This window comes from Micromonospora sp. DH13, assembly GCF_020873825.1.
GTDB classification, from domain to species: Bacteria; Actinomycetota; Actinomycetes; order Mycobacteriales; family Micromonosporaceae; genus Micromonospora; species Micromonospora haikouensis.
The window spans coordinates 59,664-79,998 of sequence record NZ_JAHWGR010000014.1; the positions used below are offsets into that span (position 1 = coordinate 59,664).

Annotated in this window: 21 protein-coding genes and 1 tRNA gene; 13 read left to right on the forward strand and 9 right to left on the reverse strand. The window is 71.4% G+C overall.

Features of this window, described 5'->3' with window-relative positions; all coding sequences use genetic code 11:
* Positions 1-314: 314 nt before the first annotated feature.
* Together LPA42_RS15885 and LPA42_RS15890 are read right to left on the reverse strand one after the other, a co-directional pair.
* Entirely contained in the window at positions 315-890 is a 576-nt protein-coding gene (locus LPA42_RS15885) for a nitroreductase family protein (RefSeq protein ID WP_077937962.1), read from the reverse strand.
* Between the two features lie 84 nt (positions 891-974).
* Positions 975-1,874: a hypothetical protein gene (locus tag LPA42_RS15890; RefSeq protein ID WP_228986649.1), complete on the reverse strand. Its 900-nt coding sequence runs from the start codon at positions 1,872-1,874 to the stop codon at positions 975-977.
* A gap of 242 nt (positions 1,875-2,116) precedes the next feature.
* On the opposite strand from LPA42_RS15890, the gene LPA42_RS15895 reads away from it, so the two are divergent.
* A complete protein-coding gene (locus tag LPA42_RS15895; RefSeq protein ID WP_077937963.1) occupies positions 2,117-3,382 on the forward strand; it encodes an aspartate kinase in 1,266 nt (421 codons plus the stop codon).
* A gap of 4 nt (positions 3,383-3,386) precedes the next feature.
* Positions 3,387-4,448 (forward strand): aspartate-semialdehyde dehydrogenase, encoded by a 1,062-nt coding sequence (locus LPA42_RS15900; RefSeq protein ID WP_043964903.1) that lies wholly within the window; start codon positions 3,387-3,389, stop codon positions 4,446-4,448.
* Between the two features lie 97 nt (positions 4,449-4,545).
* Here the strand turns inward: LPA42_RS15900 and LPA42_RS15905 are convergent, their stop codons facing one another.
* A complete protein-coding gene (locus LPA42_RS15905; protein WP_077937975.1) occupies positions 4,546-5,925 on the reverse strand; it encodes a diguanylate cyclase in 1,380 nt (459 codons plus the stop codon).
* 239 nt (positions 5,926-6,164) lie between these two features.
* Here LPA42_RS15905 and LPA42_RS15910 point away from each other — a divergent pair, with 239 nt between their 5' ends.
* The 6 genes from LPA42_RS15910 to LPA42_RS15935 all read left to right on the forward strand — a co-directional run bounded on the left by LPA42_RS15910 (position 6,165) and on the right by LPA42_RS15935 (position 10,189).
* Positions 6,165-6,944 carry a phosphodiesterase gene (locus LPA42_RS15910; RefSeq protein WP_077937964.1) on the forward strand — a complete coding sequence of 260 codons (780 nt, stop codon included), beginning with the start codon at positions 6,165-6,167 and terminating at the stop codon, positions 6,942-6,944.
* Between the two features lie 4 nt (positions 6,945-6,948).
* Positions 6,949-7,581, forward strand: coding sequence for a histone deacetylase (locus LPA42_RS15915; RefSeq protein ID WP_198956589.1), 633 nt, complete (start codon positions 6,949-6,951; stop codon positions 7,579-7,581).
* A gap of 266 nt (positions 7,582-7,847) precedes the next feature.
* Entirely contained in the window at positions 7,848-8,306 is a 459-nt protein-coding gene (locus tag LPA42_RS15920; RefSeq protein WP_228986650.1) for a lamin tail domain-containing protein, read from the forward strand.
* Positions 8,307-8,393: 87 nt separating this feature from the next.
* Positions 8,394-8,894 (forward strand): hypothetical protein, encoded by a 501-nt coding sequence (locus LPA42_RS15925; protein ID WP_077937967.1) that lies wholly within the window; start codon positions 8,394-8,396, stop codon positions 8,892-8,894.
* 9 nt (positions 8,895-8,903) lie between these two features.
* Positions 8,904-9,404 (forward strand): GNAT family N-acetyltransferase, encoded by a 501-nt coding sequence (locus tag LPA42_RS15930; RefSeq protein ID WP_077937968.1) that lies wholly within the window; start codon positions 8,904-8,906, stop codon positions 9,402-9,404.
* A 125-nt stretch (positions 9,405-9,529) separates the two neighbouring features.
* On the forward strand, positions 9,530-10,189 hold the full coding sequence (locus LPA42_RS15935) for an HNH endonuclease family protein (RefSeq protein ID WP_077937969.1): 660 nt from the start codon (positions 9,530-9,532) through the stop codon (positions 10,187-10,189).
* 365 nt (positions 10,190-10,554) lie between these two features.
* Here LPA42_RS15935 and LPA42_RS15940 read toward each other — a convergent pair whose 3' ends face one another.
* The 4 genes from LPA42_RS15940 to LPA42_RS15955 all read right to left on the reverse strand — a co-directional run bounded on the left by LPA42_RS15940 (position 10,555) and on the right by LPA42_RS15955 (position 13,543).
* Positions 10,555-10,794: a hypothetical protein gene (locus LPA42_RS15940; RefSeq protein WP_077937970.1), complete on the reverse strand. Its 240-nt coding sequence runs from the start codon at positions 10,792-10,794 to the stop codon at positions 10,555-10,557.
* Between the two features lie 2 nt (positions 10,795-10,796).
* Positions 10,797-11,999, reverse strand: a complete 1,203-nt coding sequence (locus LPA42_RS15945) for a helix-turn-helix domain-containing protein (RefSeq protein WP_228986651.1) — start codon at positions 11,997-11,999, stop codon at positions 10,797-10,799.
* Complete coding sequence (locus LPA42_RS15950) at positions 11,986-12,153, reverse strand: hypothetical protein (protein ID WP_228986652.1); 168 nt, start codon at positions 12,151-12,153, stop codon at positions 11,986-11,988. The genes LPA42_RS15945 and LPA42_RS15950 overlap by 14 nt, the downstream gene beginning before the upstream one ends.
* Before the next feature lie 187 nt (positions 12,154-12,340).
* On the reverse strand, positions 12,341-13,543 hold the full coding sequence (locus tag LPA42_RS15955) for a helix-turn-helix domain-containing protein (protein ID WP_077937971.1): 1,203 nt from the start codon (positions 13,541-13,543) through the stop codon (positions 12,341-12,343).
* 729 nt (positions 13,544-14,272) lie between these two features.
* Between LPA42_RS15955 and LPA42_RS15960 the strand changes: the two genes are divergently transcribed.
* The 4 genes from LPA42_RS15960 to LPA42_RS15970 all read left to right on the forward strand — a co-directional run bounded on the left by LPA42_RS15960 (position 14,273) and on the right by LPA42_RS15970 (position 18,494).
* Positions 14,273-15,217, forward strand: coding sequence for an ABC-three component system protein (locus LPA42_RS15960; protein ID WP_077937972.1), 945 nt, complete (start codon positions 14,273-14,275; stop codon positions 15,215-15,217).
* Positions 15,201-15,452: an ABC-three component system middle component 6 gene (locus LPA42_RS34735; protein WP_077937973.1), complete on the forward strand. Its 252-nt coding sequence runs from the start codon at positions 15,201-15,203 to the stop codon at positions 15,450-15,452. The genes LPA42_RS15960 and LPA42_RS34735 overlap by 17 nt, the downstream gene beginning before the upstream one ends.
* Positions 15,442-17,142: an ABC-three component system protein gene (locus tag LPA42_RS15965; protein WP_077937974.1), complete on the forward strand. Its 1,701-nt coding sequence runs from the start codon at positions 15,442-15,444 to the stop codon at positions 17,140-17,142. The genes LPA42_RS34735 and LPA42_RS15965 overlap by 11 nt, the downstream gene beginning before the upstream one ends.
* 287 nt (positions 17,143-17,429) lie before the next feature.
* On the forward strand, positions 17,430-18,494 hold the full coding sequence (locus LPA42_RS15970; protein ID WP_228986653.1) for a site-specific integrase: 1,065 nt from the start codon (positions 17,430-17,432) through the stop codon (positions 18,492-18,494).
* 74 nt (positions 18,495-18,568) lie between these two features.
* On the opposite strand, the gene LPA42_RS15975 is transcribed toward LPA42_RS15970, so the two are convergent.
* A tRNA-Pro gene (locus LPA42_RS15975) sits at positions 18,569-18,642 on the reverse strand.
* 284 nt (positions 18,643-18,926) lie between these two features.
* Entirely contained in the window at positions 18,927-19,820 is an 894-nt protein-coding gene (locus tag LPA42_RS15980) for a metallophosphoesterase (RefSeq protein WP_228986654.1), read from the reverse strand.
* A gap of 25 nt (positions 19,821-19,845) precedes the next feature.
* Here LPA42_RS15980 and LPA42_RS15985 point away from each other — a divergent pair, with 25 nt between their 5' ends.
* The gene (locus LPA42_RS15985; RefSeq protein WP_074472220.1) at positions 19,846-20,301 is read left to right on the forward strand and encodes a GatB/YqeY domain-containing protein; all 456 of its coding nucleotides are present in this window, start codon (positions 19,846-19,848) and stop codon (positions 20,299-20,301) included.
* The last annotated feature ends 34 nt before the right edge of the window (positions 20,302-20,335 follow it).

Below are 20,335 nucleotides of genomic sequence, written 5' to 3' on the forward strand. Positions count from 1 at the left end.
GGCCGGTGCCGGGGCCGGCGCGGGGCGCCGACGGGAGGTTCGGATCTGCTGGACGGCGCGCTTCGACTCCGCGACGAGGTGCCGGCCGGTCAGGCCTCGTCGCGGCGACCAAGGAGAAGGTACGCCCGCCACATGACAGAGTGACCCTACGTGATGGGACGGGGGGTGGGAAGGCCGGTCCGCAGATTGAGACGGGAGTCGCAACCGGTCGAGATTCCTGCTGCTCGGACGCGGTGCCACCGGAGGCTGGGCGGCCGGGTCCCGTCCCAGCCTGGCGTCACGCTCGGCCCAGCCCGGCCGGCAATCGTCGACGCTCAGCGCAGCAGCAGGTCGGCCAGGGGCCGGCGGCGGCGCAGGCCGACCTCCTGTGCCCGCAGCGCGGTGGGCAGGCTGGACGGGTCGCCGAGTCGGCCCACCGCCGCCACCACCAGCGGGCGGACGCCGGCCGGCAGGTCCAGGTCGGCGGCGAGCCCGGCGTGGTCGAAGCCGGCGATCTGGCGCACGTAGAGCCCGAGCGCGGTGGCCTGCACGGTCAGGTGGGCCACCGCCTGCCCCAGGTCGTACGCCGCGCCGGTGCCGGCGTCGCGGGCGCCGCCGGTCACGGTGGTGCCGCTTGCCGTGGTGCCGGCGGTGAGGTGGGCGCCGAGCAGCAGGGCGGCGGCGTGCCGGGCCCACGGCTGGTCGTCGGAGGGGAGGTTGACCAGGATGCGTTTCCAGGTCTCGTCGTCCCGGTGGCCGAGGGCGAACCGCCACGGCTGACCGTTGCCCGCGGAGGGTGCCCAGCGGGCCGCCTCCAGCAGCGAGGCGGCCTCGTCGGCGGTCAGCGTGGCGGCGGGGTCGAACGCCCGGGGACTCCAGCGGAACGCGAGCAGCGGGGTCAGGTCAGCCATGGATGAAGCATCCCGTATCGGACTTTTTGCCCCGTAATGCGGGTCGGGTGAATGTGGCCGGAGCCACCCGTAACGGACGGCCGGTCAGGGCGTTGCCGTGCCAGACGGAGCCGGCTCCGGCGGGGACTCCGGCGAGGACTCCGCCGTGGGCTCCGGCGCGGCGACGCCGAGCGGCTCGCCGTCGGTGACCGGGCCGGCCAGCTGCACCGTCGCGGGCCCCGGGCCGGCCGGCCCGGCCAGGACGAGCGTGCCGCCGGTGGTCCGCACCGCCGTCGGGGTGCCGTCCGGGGCGTAGCAGTAGATGCCGACGTCCAGCGGGGCGTTCAACGAGGCCGAGGTGGTGTCGACCGAGTAGCAGGACCCGCTCGCCCCCTGCGGCGGTCGGGCCGGGGAGACCGCGAGAGGGGCCCGCCGGTCGGTGAGCACCTCCAGCCAGTCGGTGAACGGGTGCTGCACCCGGGGGTCCAGCCGGTGCGGGACGGCGTCCGTCGGGTCGCCGAGGCGTACGCAGCTCGCCGGCTCCGGCCGGCCCGCCGACGGCAGGCCGCACTGGTAGAGCCCGTCGGCCGTGGCGGCGAGCGACACGTCCGCCGTGCCGCCCAGCGCCCCGCCCGGCACGTCCACCCGCCAGGTGCCGTCGGCGGCGCTGGTCACCACGATCGAGCGGTCGGAACCGGTGCCGTCGGCCAGGGTGTAGCGGGCGGTGAAGCTCCGGTCCTGGGCCGCCGCGGCCAGGGCGGCCAACTCGTCGCGGGCGGCGTCGGCGGCGGCGGGCGCGGGGTCGGTGGGCGTCGGCGGGGCCGGCGCGGGGGCCGGATCGTCGGCGCAGGCGGCGAGCAGGGCCGGCAGGACGGCGAGCGCCGCGACGCCGGTCAGCCGCCGGGCCGCCGGGACGGGCGCGGGGATGCCGGTGCGGTGTGGGGCCGGCGGGGTGGGCGTGGGGACGCCGGTCGGACGCCGGGCCGCGCGGAGGTGGGCGTGCACCGGGTCATTCTGCGGTGCGCGGGCCGCGCCCGGGACCCCGCCGACGCCGTTGCGCGGGCGTGTCGCGTACCCCGCGGCGGGCTGGTGAGGGCGCGGCCCGGCCGGCCGGGCGGGCCGGATGGTGGGATCACCTGACCCGGCCTTCCGGGCCGCCGGATACCCTGATGGGGTCTGACAAGGTGCCACCGGCTGGTTGCCGGCGGTGCGACACGTCGAAGGACGCGGGGAGGGAGTGCACCGTCGTGGCACTCGTGGTGCAGAAGTACGGCGGATCCTCCGTCGCCAACGCCGAGCGGATCAAGCGGGTGGCCGAGCGCATCGTCGCCGCCCGCAAGGCCGGCGACGACGTGGTCGTGGTGGTCTCCGCCATGGGCGACACCACCGACGAGCTGCTCGACCTGGCCAACCAGGTGAGTCCGCTGCCGCCGGGCCGCGAGCTGGACATGCTGCTCACCGCCGGGGAGCGGATCTCCATGGCGCTGCTCGCCATGGCCATCCACAACCTGGGGTACGAAGCCCGCTCGTTCACCGGCTCGCAGGCCGGCGTGATCACCACCTCGGTGCACGGCAAGGCGCGGATCATCGACGTCACCCCGGGGCGGCTCAAGGGCGCGCTCGACGAGGGCGCGGTGGTCATCGTCGCCGGCTTCCAGGGCGTCTCGCAGGACACGAAGGACGTCACCACGTTGGGCCGGGGCGGCTCGGACACCACGGCCGTGGCGCTCGCCGCCGCGCTGCACGCCGACGTCTGCGAGATCTACACCGACGTCGACGGCATCTTCACCGCCGACCCCCGGATCGTGCCGAACGCCCGGCACATCCGCCACGTCACCTACGAGGAGATGCTGGAGCTGGCCGCCTGCGGCGCGAAGGTGCTGCACCTGCGCAGCGTCGAGTACGCGCGCCGCGCGGGGCTGCCGATCCACGTCCGCTCGTCATACTCGACCAACACCGGCACGATGGTCACCGGATCGATGGAGGACCTTGCTGTGGAACAGGCACTGATCACCGGCGTCGCCCACGACCGCAGCGAGGCGAAGATCACGATCGTCGGGGTGCCGGACGAGCCGGGCGCCGCCGCGCGGATCTTCGACACCGTCGCCAGCGCCGAGATCAACATCGACATGATCGTGCAGAACGTCTCCACCGAGGGCACCGGCCGCACGGACATCTCGTTCACCCTGCCCAAGACCGACGGCCCGACCGCCATGGCCGCGCTCAGCAAGATCCAGGAGCCGGTCAAGTTCAAGGGCCTGCTCTACGACGACCACGTCGGCAAGGTCTCGCTCATCGGCGCGGGGATGCGGTCGCACCCGGGCGTCGCGGCCGGCTTCTTCGCCGCCCTCGGCGCTGCCGGCGTCAACATCGAGATGATCTCCACCTCCGAGATCCGGGTCTCCGTGGTCTGCCGGGACACCGACCTCGACAAGGCCGTCCGGGCCATCCACGACGCCTTCGAGCTGGGCGGCGACACCGAGGCCATCGTCTACGCGGGGACCGGGCGGTAACGCCGTGCCGGCGCGGCCCACCCTCGCCGTGGTCGGGGCGACTGGTGCCGTCGGCACCGTCATGTGCGAGCTGCTGTCGTCGCGGCGCGACGTGTGGGGCGAGATCCGGCTGATCGCCTCCGAGCGGTCGGTCGGGCGGCGGGTGCGCTGCCGGGGCGAGGAGCTGACCGTCGGGGCGCTCACCCCGGAGGCGTTCGACGGCGTCGACGTGGCCATGTTCGACGTGCCCGACGACGTCTCCGCCGAGTGGGCCCCGGTCGCGGTGTCCCGGGGCGCGGTGGCGGTCGACAACTCCGGCGCGTTCCGGATGGACCGCGACGTCCCGCTGGTCGTCCCCGAGATCAACCCCGAGCAGGTGCGCAACCGGCCGAGGGGCATCGTCGCCAACGCCAACTGCACCACCCTCGCGATGATCGTGGCGATCGCCCCGCTGCACCGCGAGTACGGGCTGCGCGAGCTGGTCCTGGCGTCCTACCAGGCGGTCTCCGGGGCGGGGCAGGCCGGCGTGGACGCGCTGCACCTCCAGCTCGGCAAGATCGCCGGGGACCGGGTGCTCGGCTCCCGCCCTGGCGACGTGCGGCAGGCGGTCGGCGACGAGCTGGGGCCGTTCCCCGCCCCGCTGGCGCTCAACGTGGTGCCCTGGGCCGGCTCGCTCGCCGACGGCGGGTGGTCGTCCGAGGAGCTGAAGATGCGCAACGAGTCGCGCAAGATCCTCGGCCTGCCCGACCTCAAGGTCTCCGCGACCTGCGTACGGGTGCCGGTGGTGACCGGCCACTCCGTGGCCGTGCACGCCGTCTTCGCCACCGAGGTCGACGCGGAGGGCGCCCGGGAGGCCCTGCGCAACGCCCCCGGCGTGATCCTGGTCGACGATCCGGCCGCGGGGGAGTTCCCGATGCCGATCGACGCCGTGGGCACCGACCCGTCCTGGGTCGGCCGCATCCGCCGCGCCGTCGACGACCCGCGCGCCCTCGACCTCTTCGTCACCGGCGACAACCTGCGCAAGGGCGCGGCCCTCAACACCGCCCAGATCGGCGAGCTGCTGGCCAAGGAGCTCACCGCCCGCTGACGCCCCGCGCGCCGGCGGGCCCGCCCAGCCGGCGAGGCGCTCAGGCGCGGTGGGCCCGCCCAGCGGCGGCCGGGCGCTCAGGCGCGACGACGTCCGCTCAGGCGGCGGCCAGGCGGACGCCGTCGCGCCCCTGGCGCTTGACCGCGTAGAGGGCCTGGTCGGCGCGGCGCAGGGTCTGCTCGGGCGACTCGCCCGGCCGGGGCAGGGCGACGCCGACGCTGATCGTGCGGCCGGTGCCCCGGGCCGCCTCGGCCAGCCGCTCGGCGATGCGCACCGCCTCCTCGGGGCGGTTCACCTCGATCACGGCGACGAACTCGTCCCCGCCGATCCGGTACAGCTCGTCGCCCTGGCGCAGCGCCGCCTCCAGCGCCCGGGCCAGCCCCACCAGCAGCCGGTCCCCGGCCTGGTGGCCGTACGTGTCGTTGACCGCCTTGAAGCCGTCCACGTCGATGGCCAGCAGCGCCGTACGCCCCGGGGTGGCCCGCGCGATCCGCTGCCCGAACGGCCCGGTGTGCCGCAGCCCGGTCAGCGGGTCGGAGCTGGCCTGCTCGCGCAGCCGCGCCAGCGTACGCAGCCGGTCGAGGCACGTCCACGCCTGCCCGGCGAGCAGCTCCATCAGGTTGACCGTCGTCGGGTCGGGCCGCAGCAGCCGCTCGTCGGCGACCAGCAGCACCCCGCCGCCGTCGGGCGGCCCGACGGGCACCGCCACCAGGGTGCGCACCCCGGCGTCGGCGAGCGGCCGGTATTCCTCCGTGGGCGGGTGCCCCGCCTCGCCGAGGGTGTAGCCGGCGCCGTGCCGGTGGGCGCGGGTCACCATCCGGTGCAGGGCCGGCGCGCCCGCCTCGGTCAGCTCGGCCCGGATGCGGGACTCCAGCTCGCCCGGTGCGCCGGTGGGTGCGCCCAGCCGGGGGCCCCTCCCGCCGCCGGACAGCAGCAGCACGGCCGCGGAGAGGGTGGAGACCTCCCGGGCCGCGCAGATGGCGGTCGTCATCAGGTCCCACTCGGTGGGGGCCGCGGTCAGCGCGGCGGCGTGCCGCAGCAGCTTCTCGCTGCGGGTCTCGGCGGGCGGGCCGCCCAGCGCGGTGATCCGCGCGCCGAGCCGGGCGGCGACGCGTTCGGCGGTCTCCCGCCACGCGTCCAGCTCGACCGGGTCGGACCACTGGAGGTCGAGCACCCCGATCGGCCGGCCCGCCGGGTCGAGGACCGGCACGCAGACCTCGGCGGTCACGTCGGGGCGCACCGGGAGGTAGTCGGGGTCGGCGGCCACGTCCGCGACGGTGGCGGGCTCGCCGGAGGCGTACACCCGGCCGACGACGCCGGCTTTCGGCGGGACGGTGGCGAAGACCTGCCACGCGCCGGTGGCGGCGACGCAGCGCAGCCGGTCGCGCACCTGGAGCAGCACGGAGATCGTGGCCGGCGCGTACCGGGCCAGCGCGGTGACGGTCCACTGGCACGCCTCGACGGCGGTCGACGCCATCGGCAGGCGGACCGTGACGTCCCGGACGACCCGGTGGTGATCTACGCGCACGTGGTTCCTGACAGGGGAGGGAAGCGGCCCGACCAAGCGTACTCACCGCAGCTCAGCAGGCTGCCACCAAGATCATTTACTTCGTACACATGTGCTATCCACAGGCTGTGGACGCGGCCTGTGGACGGGGCCGTGGGCGGCGTGCGGCGGCGATAGCCTGAAGGCACCGGTCGACCTGGAGGCCCGCGATGCTCATCGCCCAGCTCAGCGACACCCACCTCACCACCGGTCCGCTCGCCGCCGAGCCCGCCGCCGCGCTGCACCGGGCGCTCGGCCGGGTGCTCGGCCTGCGCCCCCGACCCGACCACGTCGTCATCACCGGCGACCTCACCGAGCACGGCAGCCCCGAGGAGTACGTCGCGCTGCGCGACCTGATCGCCCGGTTCCCGGTGCCGGTGCACCTCGTCGCCGGCAACCACGACGACCGCGAGTCGCTGCTCGACATCTTCGGCGGCACCCCGCACCTCGGCGGCGGCTACCTCCCCCACTACGCCGTCGAGCAGCCCGACGGGACCATCGTCGTGCTCGACTCCGTCAGCCCCGGCGAGCCGGCCGGCCGGCTCGGCCCCGAGCAGCTCGCCTGGCTCGACGAGACGCTCGCCCGCCGACCCGGGCTGCCCGCCGTCGTCTGCCTGCACCACCCGCCCGTCCCGGTGGGCCTGCCCTACCTCGACGGCATGCGCCTGCTCGACGGCGACGACCTCGCCACGGTGGTGGCCGCCCACCCGCACGTCGTCCGGGTCGTCGCCGGGCACGTGCACCGCCCCGTCACGGTCGGCTTCGCCGGCACGGTGCTGACCACCGCGCCGAGCACCTGGCGGCAGTCGTCGCTCACCCTCGACGAGGGCGACGAGATGGGGTACGCCCTCGAACCCACCGCCTTCCTGCTGCACCTCGTCGCCGACGGCGGCTGCGTCACCCACACCGTGCAGGTGAGCCATGCGGCGGCCCGCACCGGCGCGTACTGACCGGATGGACGAACTTCTCTGGTACGTCGCCTACGGCTCGAACATGCACGCCGACCGGCTCGGCTGGTATCTGGGCGGGGGCCGGCCGCCGGGCGGGCTGCGGACGTACCCCGGATGTCGGGACTGCCGGCCGCCCCGCCGGTCGGCGGCGGTGCTGGTGCCCGGCGGCATCTACTTTGCCGGGGAGTCCCGGGCCTGGACCGGCGGGATGGCCTTCTACGATCCGGCGCTGCCCGGCACGGCGGCGGCGCGGGCCTGGCTGCTCACCCGCGAGCAGTTCGCCGACGTCGCCGCGCAGGAGATGTACCGGGAGCCCGGCGCCGACCTCGACCTGATCGGGGCCGCGGTCACCCACGGCCGGGCCACTCTCGGCCCGGGGCGCTACGAGACGCTGCTGTGCACCGGGCTCCGCGACGGCGTGCCCATGCTGACCTTCACCGCACCGTGGCGGGCGGCGGACGTCGAGTGGACCGCGCCCGCCCCCGGATACCTCGCGATGCTCGCCGCCGGCCTGCGCGAGGCGCACAGCTGGGCGCCGGCGCGCATCGCCGGCTACCTGGCGGGCCGCCCCGGCGTCGCCGACCGCTGGGACCCTCGGGCCGTCGACTCGTTGGTGGCGGCCACACTCGCCGGGTGAGGCTCGCCCGCCCGGGACGTGCCCCGGTACTGCCGTTCGCGTCACGCTGTGTCGCCGTTCGCCCCGTGCTCTCCCGCCGTTCGCGTCACGCTGCGTCGCCGTTCGCGCGGTCCCTCGGCACCGTTCGGCCGCGATCGGTGGGCCCTGCGGGCGTAGTTGCCGGCGCGGGTGTCGAACCATCCACAGTGGCTGTCCGACGCCGATAGCCTCTGCTCACGTTCCGCGCCGGCACCCGTCGAGGGCCGGCCGTCAGCATGTGGGGGATCGTGTTGAAGAAGAGGCTGACCGGCATCGCCGTCGCTCTCGCCGTCACCGTCGGTGGCTCGCTCACCCTGGCCGCGCCCGCGCAGGCCGCCACCCCGGCGATCCAGATCACCAAGGCCTACTACAACTCGCCGGGCACCGACGACCGGTCGAACAGCAGCCTGAACGCCGAGTACGTGAAGCTGACCAACCGCAAGACCACGACCGTCAACCTCAAGTCGTGGACGCTGCGCGACAAGTCGAGCCACATCTACAAGTTCACCAGCGACTTCAAGCTCGCCGCCGGGGCCAGCGTCACCATCCACACCGGCAAGGGCACCAACACCTCGACCCACCGGTACTGGGGGTCGGGCGCGTACATCTGGAACAACACCGGCGACACCGCGTACGTGCGCGACACGGCGGGCAAGACCATCGACTCCTGCTCGTGGGGGAGCAGCGGCAGCTACACCAACTGCTGACGCTGTCTGTTGGTCGGCCGGCTCTCATGAGGGGGGAGCCGGCCGCCAGCGTCCGGCCCGCTTGGTGGGTCTGCCATCCTGGGAGCGATGACGACGACCTGGCGACACCTGCCCGCGCCGGCCCGCGAGATCGCCCGGGCAGCCACCGACGCCGTGGCCGCCGCCCGGGTCCGGGACACCGAGGCGTACGACGAGGCGGCCGACCGGCTCGCCGGGGCGGACCGGTCCGGGCTGGTCCTCGGCGCGGTGGTCCGCCTGCTGCTGGAGGAGACCCACCCCGACGGGCTGGACGGCGACGACGTCCGGCAGGTGCTGGAATCGTGCGTCCGAAGCGCGGCGAGCTGGCGGCCCGACGTCGACCCGCACGTGGTGCTGGTGCTGCTGGCCGGCGCGCTCGGCGTGTACGACCCGGGCGACGACCCCACCCCGCCCGATCCGGCCGCGCTGGCCCGGCACGCGCCGCTGCTCCTCGCCGACCTGCTGGCCGCGAGCGCTTCGGAAGGGCCTCCGGCTGCGCCGGACCGGCCGCTCGACGGCCTGCTGACCGCCGCGTTCGCCGAGATCCGGCGCACCGAGCTGAACGACTGAGGCGTACGCGTGCTGCTCCGGGACGTCGACGCCGGCGACGTCGAGGCGTACCGCCGGATGCGCTGCGACCCGGTGATGATGGCCGACCTCGGCGGGCCGGTGCCGGAGGAGTCCGTGGCCGGTCAGCTCCGGCACGACCTGGACCTGGTGGCGCGCGGCGCCGGCCTGATCAAGATGATCGTGCCCGATCCGGCCGACCCGGCGGTCGTGGCCGGCACGGTGACCCTCCACCGGCACGAGATCGACGGTGCGCCCGCCGCCGAGATCGGCTGGATGGTGTTGCCCGAGCACCAGGGGCGGGGCGTGGCCGGGCGGGCGGTCCGGATGCTGCTCGACGAAGCGCGCCGGGTGGGCGGCTGGTCACCGGTGCACGCCTTCCCGGGGGTCGACAACGCAGCCTCGAACGGCCTCTGCCGGTCGCTCGGGTTCGCCCTGCTCGGAGGGCGGGAGACGCCGTTCCGGGGCCGGATCTTCCGGACCCGGCACTGGGTGCTCGACCTGCGTGCCTGAGGCGCGGTGGAGCCGCCTCGGGCGAGGGTTCGCGAAGCGTTCACCTGCGGGTCCTGGTTGTGGGAATGTCGCCTCTGTCTATATACATGGGGGACGATGCATCCCGCCTACCCGGACGGAGCACCATGAACCGCACGCCGCGCGCCGCCGCGATCACCCTCGCCGCCGCCCTCGCCGCCACCGTTGGCCTGGCCGACCCCGCCTGGGCCGCCAGCTACTCCGCGCCCCTGCAGACCGCCGTCGCGGCCCTGCCGGTGGCCACCGAGATCCGCACCGGCTACAGCCGGGACCTCTTCCCGCACTGGATCGACGCCGACGGCGACGGCTGCAACACCCGCAACGAGGTGCTGCTCGCCGAGGCGGTGACCGCGCCCACGATCAGCGGCACCTGCACGCTCTCCGGCGGGCGCTGGTACTCCTACTACGACAACGCCTACTGGACGGCCACCGGCGACGTCGACATCGACCACATGGTGCCGCTCGCCGAGGCATGGGACTCCGGCGCCCGCAACTGGTCCACCAGCCGCCGCCAGGCGTACGCCAACGACCTGGACGACTCCCGCCCGCTGGTCGCGGTGACCGACAACGTCAACCAGTCCAAGGGCGACCAGGACCCGGCCACCTGGATGCCGTCGTACAGCTCCGCCCGCTGCCGCTACGTCAACGAGTGGGTGGCCACCAAGACCCGCTGGCGGCTCACCGTCGACACGGCCGAGAAGGACGCGCTCACGAGCTGGGCGAACTCCTGCCCCAACGTCACCATCTCGGTCACGTACGCGTACTGACCGTCGTACGGCAGCCTCACCCGGCCGGTGGCAGTGACCAGGGCTCCTCGCCCAACAACTCCCGGCACGCCGTCACCACCTTTGCTGGGCCGCGTCGATCCGAGCCTCGGCCTGGCTCATGTCCGCCTCGCCGTGGCTGCCCACGTCCAACTCGCCGGCGTCGTACGCAGCCTCGTACAGCTCCTTCGTCGTCCGCTGCCTTGCCGCTGCCTACCGGCCGACGTCGATCGGCAGGAACGAGTCAAGGCCCCTCCGCGGAGGGGCCTTGACCTGTTCTCACCTCTGGTCAGGGTGGCCGGATTCGAGCCGACGACCTCTTCGTCCCGAGCTCGCGGCACGCTGGTCGGATCGGGTGTCGTCCGATGTCATCCGGTGTGCTGCGGGTCGTCCCGGTTCGGTGTGGCTGGCGGGGTTGCTGTACTCCGCTGCTGTACTTCCTCGGCGGTGTCGATGACGTTGCGGGCGGCGGCGGCCACGGTGCATCCCGACGTCCGGCAGATCGGGCAACGCCCGTCGGCACCGGGTTCGTGGTCGCGGAGGACCTTGCGCGCGGTGAGGGCCAGCCGGTTGCGGATCTGGGCCAGGGAGAGGAACGGCGCGGTCATGGTCAGGTCACCCCGAGGACGACGGCGAGTTGGATGATGGTGGCCGGGGCGTGTGGGTGTCGGGCGACCTGGGCGACGATGCTGCGGGCGGCGGGGCGGTGGCGCACCTCGGCCGGTGCCGTCCGGTCGGCCTCGACCAGGGCCCGCGCCGCGTTGGTGGGGTCGTCGGTGTAGAGGTAGGCGCGGGCGGCGTCGAGCAGGTGCGCGGCACGGTGTTCGGCAGGCAGCCACCGCCATCCCACCCGCTTGGTGGCTCTCCGGTGCCAGACGACCGCTTCGTGGGCGTTGCCGAGGTCGAGGGCGGCGGCGACCCGGGACAGGTCGACCGCTGCCGGCCCGAACCCCGTCCGGTGGTGGTCCTGACCGTCGCCGACCCGAGCGGCCATGGCGGCAGCCTCGTCGATCAGGTCGGCGGCGGCGCGGTCGTCGCCGTGGCGGGCGGCGGCCAGGGCCGCCTGGACGAGCAGCGTCCCGTACAGCGACAGCTCCGGCGGTTGCGCGTCGTCGGGGTCGGCCGGGGCGATCCGGTACGCGGCGGCCCGAGCCGTCGACACGGCTGCCTGTGTCCGCCCGTAGGCGCGGAGCGCCTGACCGAGTTGCACGGTGGCGGCGGCCACCAGAATGGGATCGCCGGTGGCGGTGAGCATGGCCCGGTCGGCGGCCAACCAGGCAAGCTCGGCCTCGCCCAGCTTCGTCAGCAGCGACGCGGTCACCCGGTACGCCTCCACCAGCGTTGCGCGCGCCTGCTCAGGTTCGTCGGCGTGCGCGCGCTGCGCGCCGGCCAACAGCTCTGGGACCATCGCGGTCACCCGCGCGTACCGGGCGTACTGGAAGCTGACCCACGTGTGGGCCGCATCCCGCGCGAGTTGATCCGCCGGCACCACGGCACGGTCGGTGACCGAGCGACCCACCGCGATGTCGTACGTCGACAGGGCCTCCCGGACCTGTTCGACGCCCTCGACCCGACCGGTCACGTCGGCGGGCTGGGTGTCCCGGCCCAGCAGCACCGCCGCGTCGATCCGCAGCACGGCGGCGATGTCGTGGAGGGTCGACACCCTGTCGAGGGACCGGACGCCCCGCTCGACCTTGTCCACCCAGCTCTTGGACTTGCCGAGCCGATCGGCGAACACCTGCTGCGACAACTGCCGCCGCCCCCGCCAGTACGCCACCCGACGGCCCACCGGCAACAGCTCAAGGCCGTTCACGACGCCACCGCCGGTCGGGCACCGCCCGGGTGGTCTCCTCGGCCGGTATCCGTTCGGCCTCGGCCTGCGCCAGGATCCGCCGTCGGGCGGCTTCCCGTTCCGCCTGCTGGATCTGCTCGCCCCTGCTGCCCTCGACCGGACCGGTGTCGCCCATTCCCCACCTCCGCTGGTAGGGGCGCGACGGCGTGCTCGTGGAAGGATCAACACCGCCGCGCCCGGCTCCGAGCGGGTCACGGCGCTCTGGCGTGTTCGCGCCGATTCCGCTCTCGCTCACAGCATTGAGCGATCGGCCGGTTACTCAAAGGTGTCGGTTGTCCGCTGGGCGGTTCGGCTGTCCTCTGTCAGTTGGCGGGCCGGTATGCCTCGTACACCTCGCGCAGCGCCGACACCTCTGTCGTGTCGGTCTGCTCGACCCTTCGCAGCACCTCGCGTGCCCGCCACCAGTTCGACGGTGCCACCCGCCCGGAACGGATCGCCTCGGCGGCGACGGCGCTTGCCTCGTCGGGCTGGTCGGCGGCCACCAACGCCAGGGCCAGGTCGAGGCGGGCAGACGCGGACCGCCGTGGCCGGTCACCCCCGTCGCCGCGTGGGTCCAACTCCGCCAACGCCACCCGGGCCACCTGCTCGGCAGCCGGGTCACCCGCCCACGACAGCGTCGTCGCCGTGTACGCCAACGCCTTCGTCGGGTCGTACCGGTAGTGATGCTCGGCCCGCTCCGGCACGGGCAGGTTCGCGGTCAACCGTTCCAGGCGGTCCAGCGCGTCACGGGTCCGCCGCACGTCACCCACGCGCGCCCATCCCCGCGCCTCCTGTGCCGTCGCCTGGATGTGCGCCGAGCTGCCCCGAGGTGCCACCTGTTGGGCCTGCTGGGACAGGTCGATCGCCTGCCGATGCTCACCCTGGGTGAGCCGGTCCCACGCCCGGGTCTCCAGACACCACGCCTGGATCTCCGCATGCTCGGCATGTTCGGCGAGCGCCGCGCCAGCGACCAGGTGCGCGCCGGCTGCGGAACGCTGCCGAAGGTCGATGTGCACCGTCGCACGCAGCACGGTCAACCACCCACCGGCAACGACCAGCCGCCGCCGCTGCACCAGGGTTCCCCGGCCATCCAGCAGCCGGCCCACGTACGCCAGGTGCCGGCGCACCATCGGCAGCAGGTCTGCCGGCGGGGTCGTCGCGTACGCGCTCGCCAGGTCGTCGACGCTGGCCTCGATGCGGGCGAGCGTCTCGGCGCTCACATCACTGGCCCGCACCCGGGCAAGCAACTCGTCGGCCTCGGCATCATGGTCGACAGGCTGACCGACGAGCCGCGCGAGCGCGCCGCCAGCCTGAAGGACCTCATCGAGGTGCCGGGCCGTCTCGGGCGTCGGAGCCTTGGCACCCGTCTCCAGGTCATGGAGGTGGCTCTTGCCCCGGTGCGCGAGCTGGCCGAGCGCCCGCAGCGACAGACCCCGGTCGGCACGCAGAGCCCGCAAGCGAGCCCCGAAACGCGGATCGACGTGCGGCACAACGGCGCTCCCAGCAGGAAGGAGGAACCCGCTCAGCTTCAGTCAGCGGACAACCACTACTGACGGTACATCGAGGACTGATTGAACCTAGCGACCGCCGCTCGCGGACCCGGCCGGTCACCGCTTGACGACGATTCATGGCGTCTTGTGAGTCCTGTGTGCCCCGACGCCGACCTGAGTGAGTGGCGCTCGCACCCCGCCGGACCCTCACCACGCGCCCCAGGCAACGCCTCCTGGGCGCACTGCTCGGCCGCCGCCCAGCCGACGAGGGCCCCACACCGACCCCTGTCGGGGGGAGCCGGACACTCCTGGTCGACCGTCGCCAGCCGGTGTCACGCTTTGCCGCTGTGCACGTGGGGCTCGCCATGCCGTGACCTACGTTGTCGCCCTCAATCGAGGCGTTTGCTGCCTCCTCGCTGCCTCGCCGCGACCGGATGCCTAGAGGCTCGTGCTGTCATCTTTTACCGCCGTGCTGCCGCGGCACCCTCCGTGTGTTGCAGTGCAAGCAGCCGGTCTCAATCGTGCACTGGTCGCGGATCGGCTCGGCCGTCACGGTGGCCGGCGGGGTGGTGCTACCCGGCAGATGCAACCGTCGAGTCGGAAAGGCGACCCTGCGTTCCGCAAGATCTTCAGGTGGTCCAGAGTGGTGTTCAGGGCCTGCCCAACAGGCGTGTTGCCGCCCGGGAGCTAGATCAGTCCCTTATGGGCAGCTAAGCTTAAGCAAGGCGTACCAGGTCGGAAAAGGCGATCCACTGCGAGGTGCCTGTGACTCTACTGAACGACCAGGATCGGGCGTGGTTTCAGAGTCACTTTATGGCTCTTTGTGTGCGCAAGACTGGATTCGACTGGCAGAGTTTCGTCACAGACCTGATGTACGCCAAGCATGGGGGGCAATTTTTGCAAGTCAACCCATCTGGGCGAGGAGACAAAGGCTGCGACGGTTGGATCGACGGCTTAATGCTAGCATGCTACGGAGCTAGTAACCCCAATCAAGCATACGTTACAAAGAAGATCAAGGACGACTTCACGACAGCCCTCACTCATTGGGGCTCCGACATGGAGCGATGGGCTTTCGTGCATAACGACGCAGTCGGGCTTCCGACCATGGCCGTTATGGGGATCGTGGAACTTCGCCGCGAGGTGAAGGGGAAGACGGAGGTGCAAATAGAGGCGTGGCCGCCTCAGGTTCTCTGGGATTACTGCTGTAACGACCTGTCGCGAAGCAAGCTCGCTTCTATTCTTGGGGCGCCACCGTCGGATCACCCTGCCGGGATGAGTTATATCGCACGCTGCGTTGAAACACTGGCCCGCACAAGGCTTCCTGCCGACCTAGAGGAAGTGCCGGAGGTCCCCTACGGCAAAATAGAGCACAACGAGTTCGGTGAGGAAGTTGCCGAGCTGATTAAGAAATTCCAGACCCAGACTAGTCATGTGCGCTACTATTTCAGCCAGGCTACTCCGGGCGAACAGTCACAGGCGTCGCAGATGCTGCGAGTGCGATTTGACAAATACCGGGCGCTTTTGGGAAACTCGGATGCGGTATTCCATGCATTGTGTGATAGCCTGGTCCAGGAGGCGTTCGCAAACAGTGAAGGATACGGCGACGCTGAGCAACAGCGAAGCGCCGCCATGATGGTTGTAACGCACTTCTTCGAGATCTGCGAGATTTTCGAGTCGCCTGAGGGGGTTGGCTATGCTCCTACCGTCTAAGGCGATAGCAGCAGATCAGGCCCTCATATCTGTCGGCGCTCAAGTGCTACTACAACTCGATAGGCCCGGGACTGTTAGTGCTGTCTGGACCCGGTTGTTGGAGTGGCGCGAACAGCGCAATATGCGCTCTTCGCTGCCCTTCTGGTGGTTCGCTTTATCGCTCGACACTCTTTTCGCAATCGGTGCCGTCGAGTTGCATAATGGCGAGCTAACGAGGACCCGCCGTGCTGCGTAGCCTCGACTCTGACCTACCACGGTTTAAGGTCGCCCGGTTCGAGCCGGGTGTAAACGTCGTCCTGGCGCACAGGACCCAGCTGGCCCGCGCTCAAGACACTCGGAATGCCGTAGGTAAGACGAGCTTTGTCAGCACACTAGACTTTTTGCTCGGCCAATCCGCTCCGCCAAACCACATCCTCCGACGACCAGAACTTGCTGATGCCACCTTTAAGCTCGTCCTTGACCTGACGGCTGGCCCCACGAACGTCACCCGCAGTGGCATCAATCCAGGCTACCTCCAGATCAACGGCCTGTCGGTGCGGCTACAAGCTTGGCGGCAGCAGCTCGGGACCGAACTATTTGGATTGACTGGCTCCCCAGAGGAGCCGTCCTACCGCGCACTCGTGGCTTTCTATCTCAGAAGCGTGTCGAACGGGGCGTTTCTAAATCCCACCGAGACGCATAGGAAGCAAAGCGTACTCGAAACACAACCGCCTCTTGCATATCTCTTTGGCTTGGACACGGGGCTTGTGGCCAAGGTTCGTGAGATTGCCGACGCCGACAAGAGCCTGCGAGAACTAAAGAAAGCGGCGCAAGACCCGATCTTAGGGATGACGCTCGGAAGAGCTCAAGATCTAGATGCAGAGATTCGAACCCTGCGCATTCAGGAAGAACAGCTCTCGGCCCAGCTATCTTCGTTCCGGGTGGTTGACCGCTATTCGGAGCATCGGGCGGATGCCGATGAGTTGAGCCGAAAGATCCGCAAGCTTAACGACCGGTTGGTGCTTACCGAGCGTCGGCTCGGCGATCTAGAAGCGGCCATAGACCGAGAAGATGAAACGCAGCCGGACCACGACTACCTGCGAGACGTGTACGACCAAGTGGGTGTCGTCTTGCCGGACATGGTCGTGCGTCGCTTCGAAGAGGTGGAAGCCTTCCATAGATCGGTCGTGAACAATCGACGTCGCTATCTTGAGTCTGAGCACGGCCGCCTAGTACAGCTAATCAGCGATGATCAACAAGCGCTGTCCGAACTAGACGCGGAACGATCTCAGCTGATGCGTCTACTGGAGGCTGGCGGGGCACTCGAGACGTACAACGAGCTACAGCGGCAACTCGGCGAGGTTGGCGGGAGGCTGGCGGAGTTGACCGAACGTCGCCTGACCGTTGATCGGTGGGAAAACGCTAATCGGCATCTACAGCTCCGTTCGGCTGAGCTTGAGCTGCTGGTCAGCACGGATCTCCAGGAGCGGCGGCTGCAGGTAGATGAGATCGCCGAGATGTATGCGTCATTCGCCTACGTGTTATACGGCAGCCGTCGTCCGGCTTCGTTAACAATAGAAGCATCTCGGACTGGTTACCGATTCTTCCCGACAATCGGCGGGGACGCGAGTGAAGGCGTCCGGAGCATGGCCCTTTTCTGCTTTGATTTGACCATGGCGGTTATTGCCCACCGGGCCGGGCGAGGACCAAATTTCCTTGTCCACGACAGCCATCTGTACGATGGCGTGGAAGCCAGGCAAGTAGCAGGGGCACTGAATCTAGCTTCTGACGTTACGGAGCGAGAAGGCATGCAGTATATAGCCACAATGAATTCAGACGACCTCGAAAAGGCTCAGCGCGAGGATCCCAAACTGCGCTTCCATCAGTGCGCAGAAATGACGGATGAATACGAGGAAGGCGGGCTCTTTGGCATCCGCTTCAACTGATGAACCTGCCGCTGCCGTAGGAACCTCCTCACCCTAGTAGTGCGCTTCGATCTCCTGTCCCTCCGTCAAGCTGAGCTTGACGTCCGATGCGAGCTGCCGCGCGGGCCAACTGAGGAGGCCGTGGTGGGCATGCGGCGCGTGTACTCCGGGCAGGCCCCCGGCCTGCCGGCAACGCCGGCCCGAGGGGTCGCAGAGGCTCCGGGGTCAAGGGCGGCCCGCAGGGCCGTCGCGCAGCGACGCGAAGCGCCCTTGACCTTGGAGGGGCGGCCACGCACACCCCGCGCCGCATGCCCACCACGGCCGGCGGTGACTCGCCCAACGGCGCGGCGGTCCCGACACTCGGCGACTATCTGGCCTACTGGCACCGGAAGGTTGTGTGCCCCAACCTCGCGCCGCTGACCTGCGCCACCTACGAGACGATCCTCCGGCTGTACGTGATCCCCGGCCTCGGCGGGAAGCGGCTCGACCGGCTCCAGGTGCGCGACGTGCAAACCTGGATCAACGAGGTGGCCCGCGCCTGCCAGTGCTGCGCCCAGGGCAAGGACGCTCGCCGCCCCGAACTCAGACGGCGCTGCTGCGCGCTCGGCCGGTGCTGCGGCGACGTGCCGTCCGCCCGCACCGTCAAGGACGTCCGGGGTGTGCTGCGCTCGGCGCTCAACCACGCGGCCACCGAGGAGCTGGTCACCCGCAATGCCGCCGCCCTGGTCAAGCTCCCACCGGTCCGTCGCCGCCGGGGCCGGGCGTGGACCAGCGACGAGGCGCGTCGGTTCCTGGAGTCCGCGCGGGCCGACCGCGATCCGTTGTACGCCGCGTACGTGCTGATCCTGGTGCTCGGCCTGCGCAAGGGTGAGGTGCTCGGCCTCACCGGGGACGCCGTGGACCTGGCGGCGGGGGAAGTGTCGATCAGCTGGCAGTTGCAGCGGGTCGGCGGGCAACTGCTGCACCGGGAGACCAAGACGCAGACCTCGGACGCCACCCTCCCGCTGCCGGACATCTGCGCGGCGGCGCTCGACCTCCGTCAACAGGCGAGGAAGGCCGACCGCGACCAGGCGGGCATCGCCTGGCAGGGCTCGCCGCTGCTGTTCACCACGCGCTACGGGACTCCCATCGAGCCGCGCAACTTCAACCGGTCCTGGGACGCCCGCTGCGCCCGCGCCGGGGTCCGGAGGATCACCGTGCACGACGCCCGGCGTACCTGCGCGACCCTGCTCGTCGACCTGGACGTGCACCCGCGCGTCATCATGCAGGTGCTCCGGCACACGGAGGTGCCGGTGACGATGGAGATCTACTCGCAGGCGTCCTCGGACGCCACCCGCGACGCCCTCAAGCGCCTGGGCGAGAGCCTCCGCTGACCGTTGCTGCGCTTCACTGCTGTACAAAGCACTAGAGGGCACATCCGTCGATAGGATGTGCCCTCTGACCTCTGTCGGGGTGGCCGGATTCGAACCGACGACCTCTTCGTCCCGAACGAAGCGCGCTACCAAGCTGCGCCACACCCCGAGGCGTGCGGACAAATAGTAGCCCACCCCGTCCGGTGGTCAAACTCGGTACCCCCACCGCCCCGCCCGGCCCCGGTGCGCCCCCGGCCGATGTCGTAAACGACTCAGCTCCCTAGCGTCCCGAGCAGCCCTGACGTCCCGCAACGGTGCCGACCGGGCGGCCTACGCGCCCGCCCGCCGTGCCCGCCGCCCCTCCGCGCAGAGCGGCCGGGCACGGCCAGGGACCGCGCCCGGAGGCGGCGCACGTCACACTCGCCGCCAGCCGCCAGCCGCCAGCCGCCAGCTTCAGCGGGGGATCAGGGTGAGGATGCTCGCCTCCGGCCGGCAGGCGAACCGCACCGGCGCGGTCGGGTGGGTGCCCAGGCCGGCCGAGACGTGCAGCCAGGCGTCCGAGTCCGGCCAGCGGTGCAGGCCCTTCGCCATCGACCGGGGCAGCCCGCAGTTGGTCACCAGCGCCCCGAAGCCCGGCACGCAGACCTGCCCGCCGTGGGTGTGGCCGGCCAGCAGCAGCTCGAAGCCGTCGGCGGCCATCTCGTCGAGCACGGCCGGCTCGGGGGAGTGGGACAGCGCGATCGACAGCTCCGCCGCCGCCGAGACGGGGCCGGCGACGGAGGGGTAGTCGTCCCGCGCGATGTGCGGGTCGTCGACGCCGACCAGCTCGATCAGTCGTCCGCCCGCCTTGAGCGTCGTCCGGGCGTTGTTCAGGTCCGCCCAGCCGGCGCCGGTGAAGACGTCGCGCAGCTCGTCGTACGGCAGCTCGGCGCCCTCGCTGTACTCCCGGTCGGGCAGGAAGTAGCTGAACGGGTTCTTCAGGACCGGCCCGGTGTAGTCGTTCGAGCCGAACACGAAGGCTCCGGGGAAGTCCAGCAGCGGTGCGAGGGCGCGCAGCACGCCGGGCACCGCGCCCGGGTGGGCCATGTTGTCGCCGGTGACGACGACCAGGTCCGGGTCGAGCGCCGCGAGCGACGCCACCCAGTCCTGCTTGCGCCGCTGTTCGGGCATCATGTGCAGGTCCGACAGGTGCAGCACGCGCAGCGGTTCGGTGTCGGCCGGCAGCACCGGCACGTCGAACCGGCGCAGGGTGAACAGGTTGCGCTCGACGAGTGACGCGTACGCCAGGGTTGCCGCCCCGGCCGCGACGGTGCCCACGCCGAGTCGGAATAGTGTGCGCTTTCGCATGCCGTTCAGGGTAGTTTCACCGGTCATGAGCACGCTGAAGGACCGCCTCACCGCCGACATGCGCGCCGCCCTGAAGGCGCGCGACGAGCTGACCACCTCCACCCTGCGGATGGCCCTGGCGGCCGTCGGCACGGCCGAGGTCGCCGGCAAGGCCAAGCGCGAGCTCACCGACGACGAGGTGCTCGCGGTGCTGACCAAGGAGGCGAAGAAGCGGCGCGAGGCCGCGACCGCCTTCGCGGACGCGGGGCGCGCCGAGCAGGCCGCGAAGGAGAGCGCCGAGGGCGAGGTGCTGGACCGGTACCTGCCGAAGCAGCTCTCCGACGACGAGCTGGCCGAGCTGGTCGCGGGGGCGCTCGCCGCCGGCGGCTTCACCGGCAAGGCGCAGATGGGCCCGGCGATGAAGGCGGCCCAGGCCGCGGTGGCCGGCCGGGCCGAGGGGGGCCGGGTGGCCGCCGAGGTACGCCGCCAGCTCGGCCTCTGACGCGCGCCCCTGCCACCCGTACGCCGGGCGTGTC

Coding starts and splice junctions, on each gene's coding strand:
- LPA42_RS15885 (WP_077937962.1), bottom strand. CDS start 890: ATGGCTGACCTGACCCCGCTGCTCGCGTTCCGCTGGAGTCCCCGGGCG.
- LPA42_RS15905 (WP_077937975.1), bottom strand. CDS start 5,925: ATGGCGTCGACCGCCGTCGAGGCGTGCCAGTGGACCGTCACCGCGCTG.
- LPA42_RS15910 (WP_077937964.1), top strand. CDS start 6,165: ATGCTCATCGCCCAGCTCAGCGACACCCACCTCACCACCGGTCCGCTC.
- LPA42_RS15915 (WP_198956589.1), top strand. CDS start 6,949: ATGGACGAACTTCTCTGGTACGTCGCCTACGGCTCGAACATGCACGCC.
- LPA42_RS15925 (WP_077937967.1), top strand. CDS start 8,394: ATGACGACGACCTGGCGACACCTGCCCGCGCCGGCCCGCGAGATCGCC.
- LPA42_RS15935 (WP_077937969.1), top strand. CDS start 9,530: ATGAACCGCACGCCGCGCGCCGCCGCGATCACCCTCGCCGCCGCCCTC.
- LPA42_RS15940 (WP_077937970.1), bottom strand. CDS start 10,794: ATGACCGCGCCGTTCCTCTCCCTGGCCCAGATCCGCAACCGGCTGGCC.
- LPA42_RS15950 (WP_228986652.1), bottom strand. CDS start 12,153: ATGGGCGACACCGGTCCGGTCGAGGGCAGCAGGGGCGAGCAGATCCAG.
- LPA42_RS34735 (WP_077937973.1), top strand. CDS start 15,201: ATGCTCCTACCGTCTAAGGCGATAGCAGCAGATCAGGCCCTCATATCT.
- LPA42_RS15970 (WP_228986653.1), top strand. CDS start 17,430: ATGCCCACCACGGCCGGCGGTGACTCGCCCAACGGCGCGGCGGTCCCG.
- LPA42_RS15980 (WP_228986654.1), bottom strand. CDS start 19,820: ATGCGAAAGCGCACACTATTCCGACTCGGCGTGGGCACCGTCGCGGCC.
- LPA42_RS15985 (WP_074472220.1), top strand. CDS start 19,846: ATGAGCACGCTGAAGGACCGCCTCACCGCCGACATGCGCGCCGCCCTG.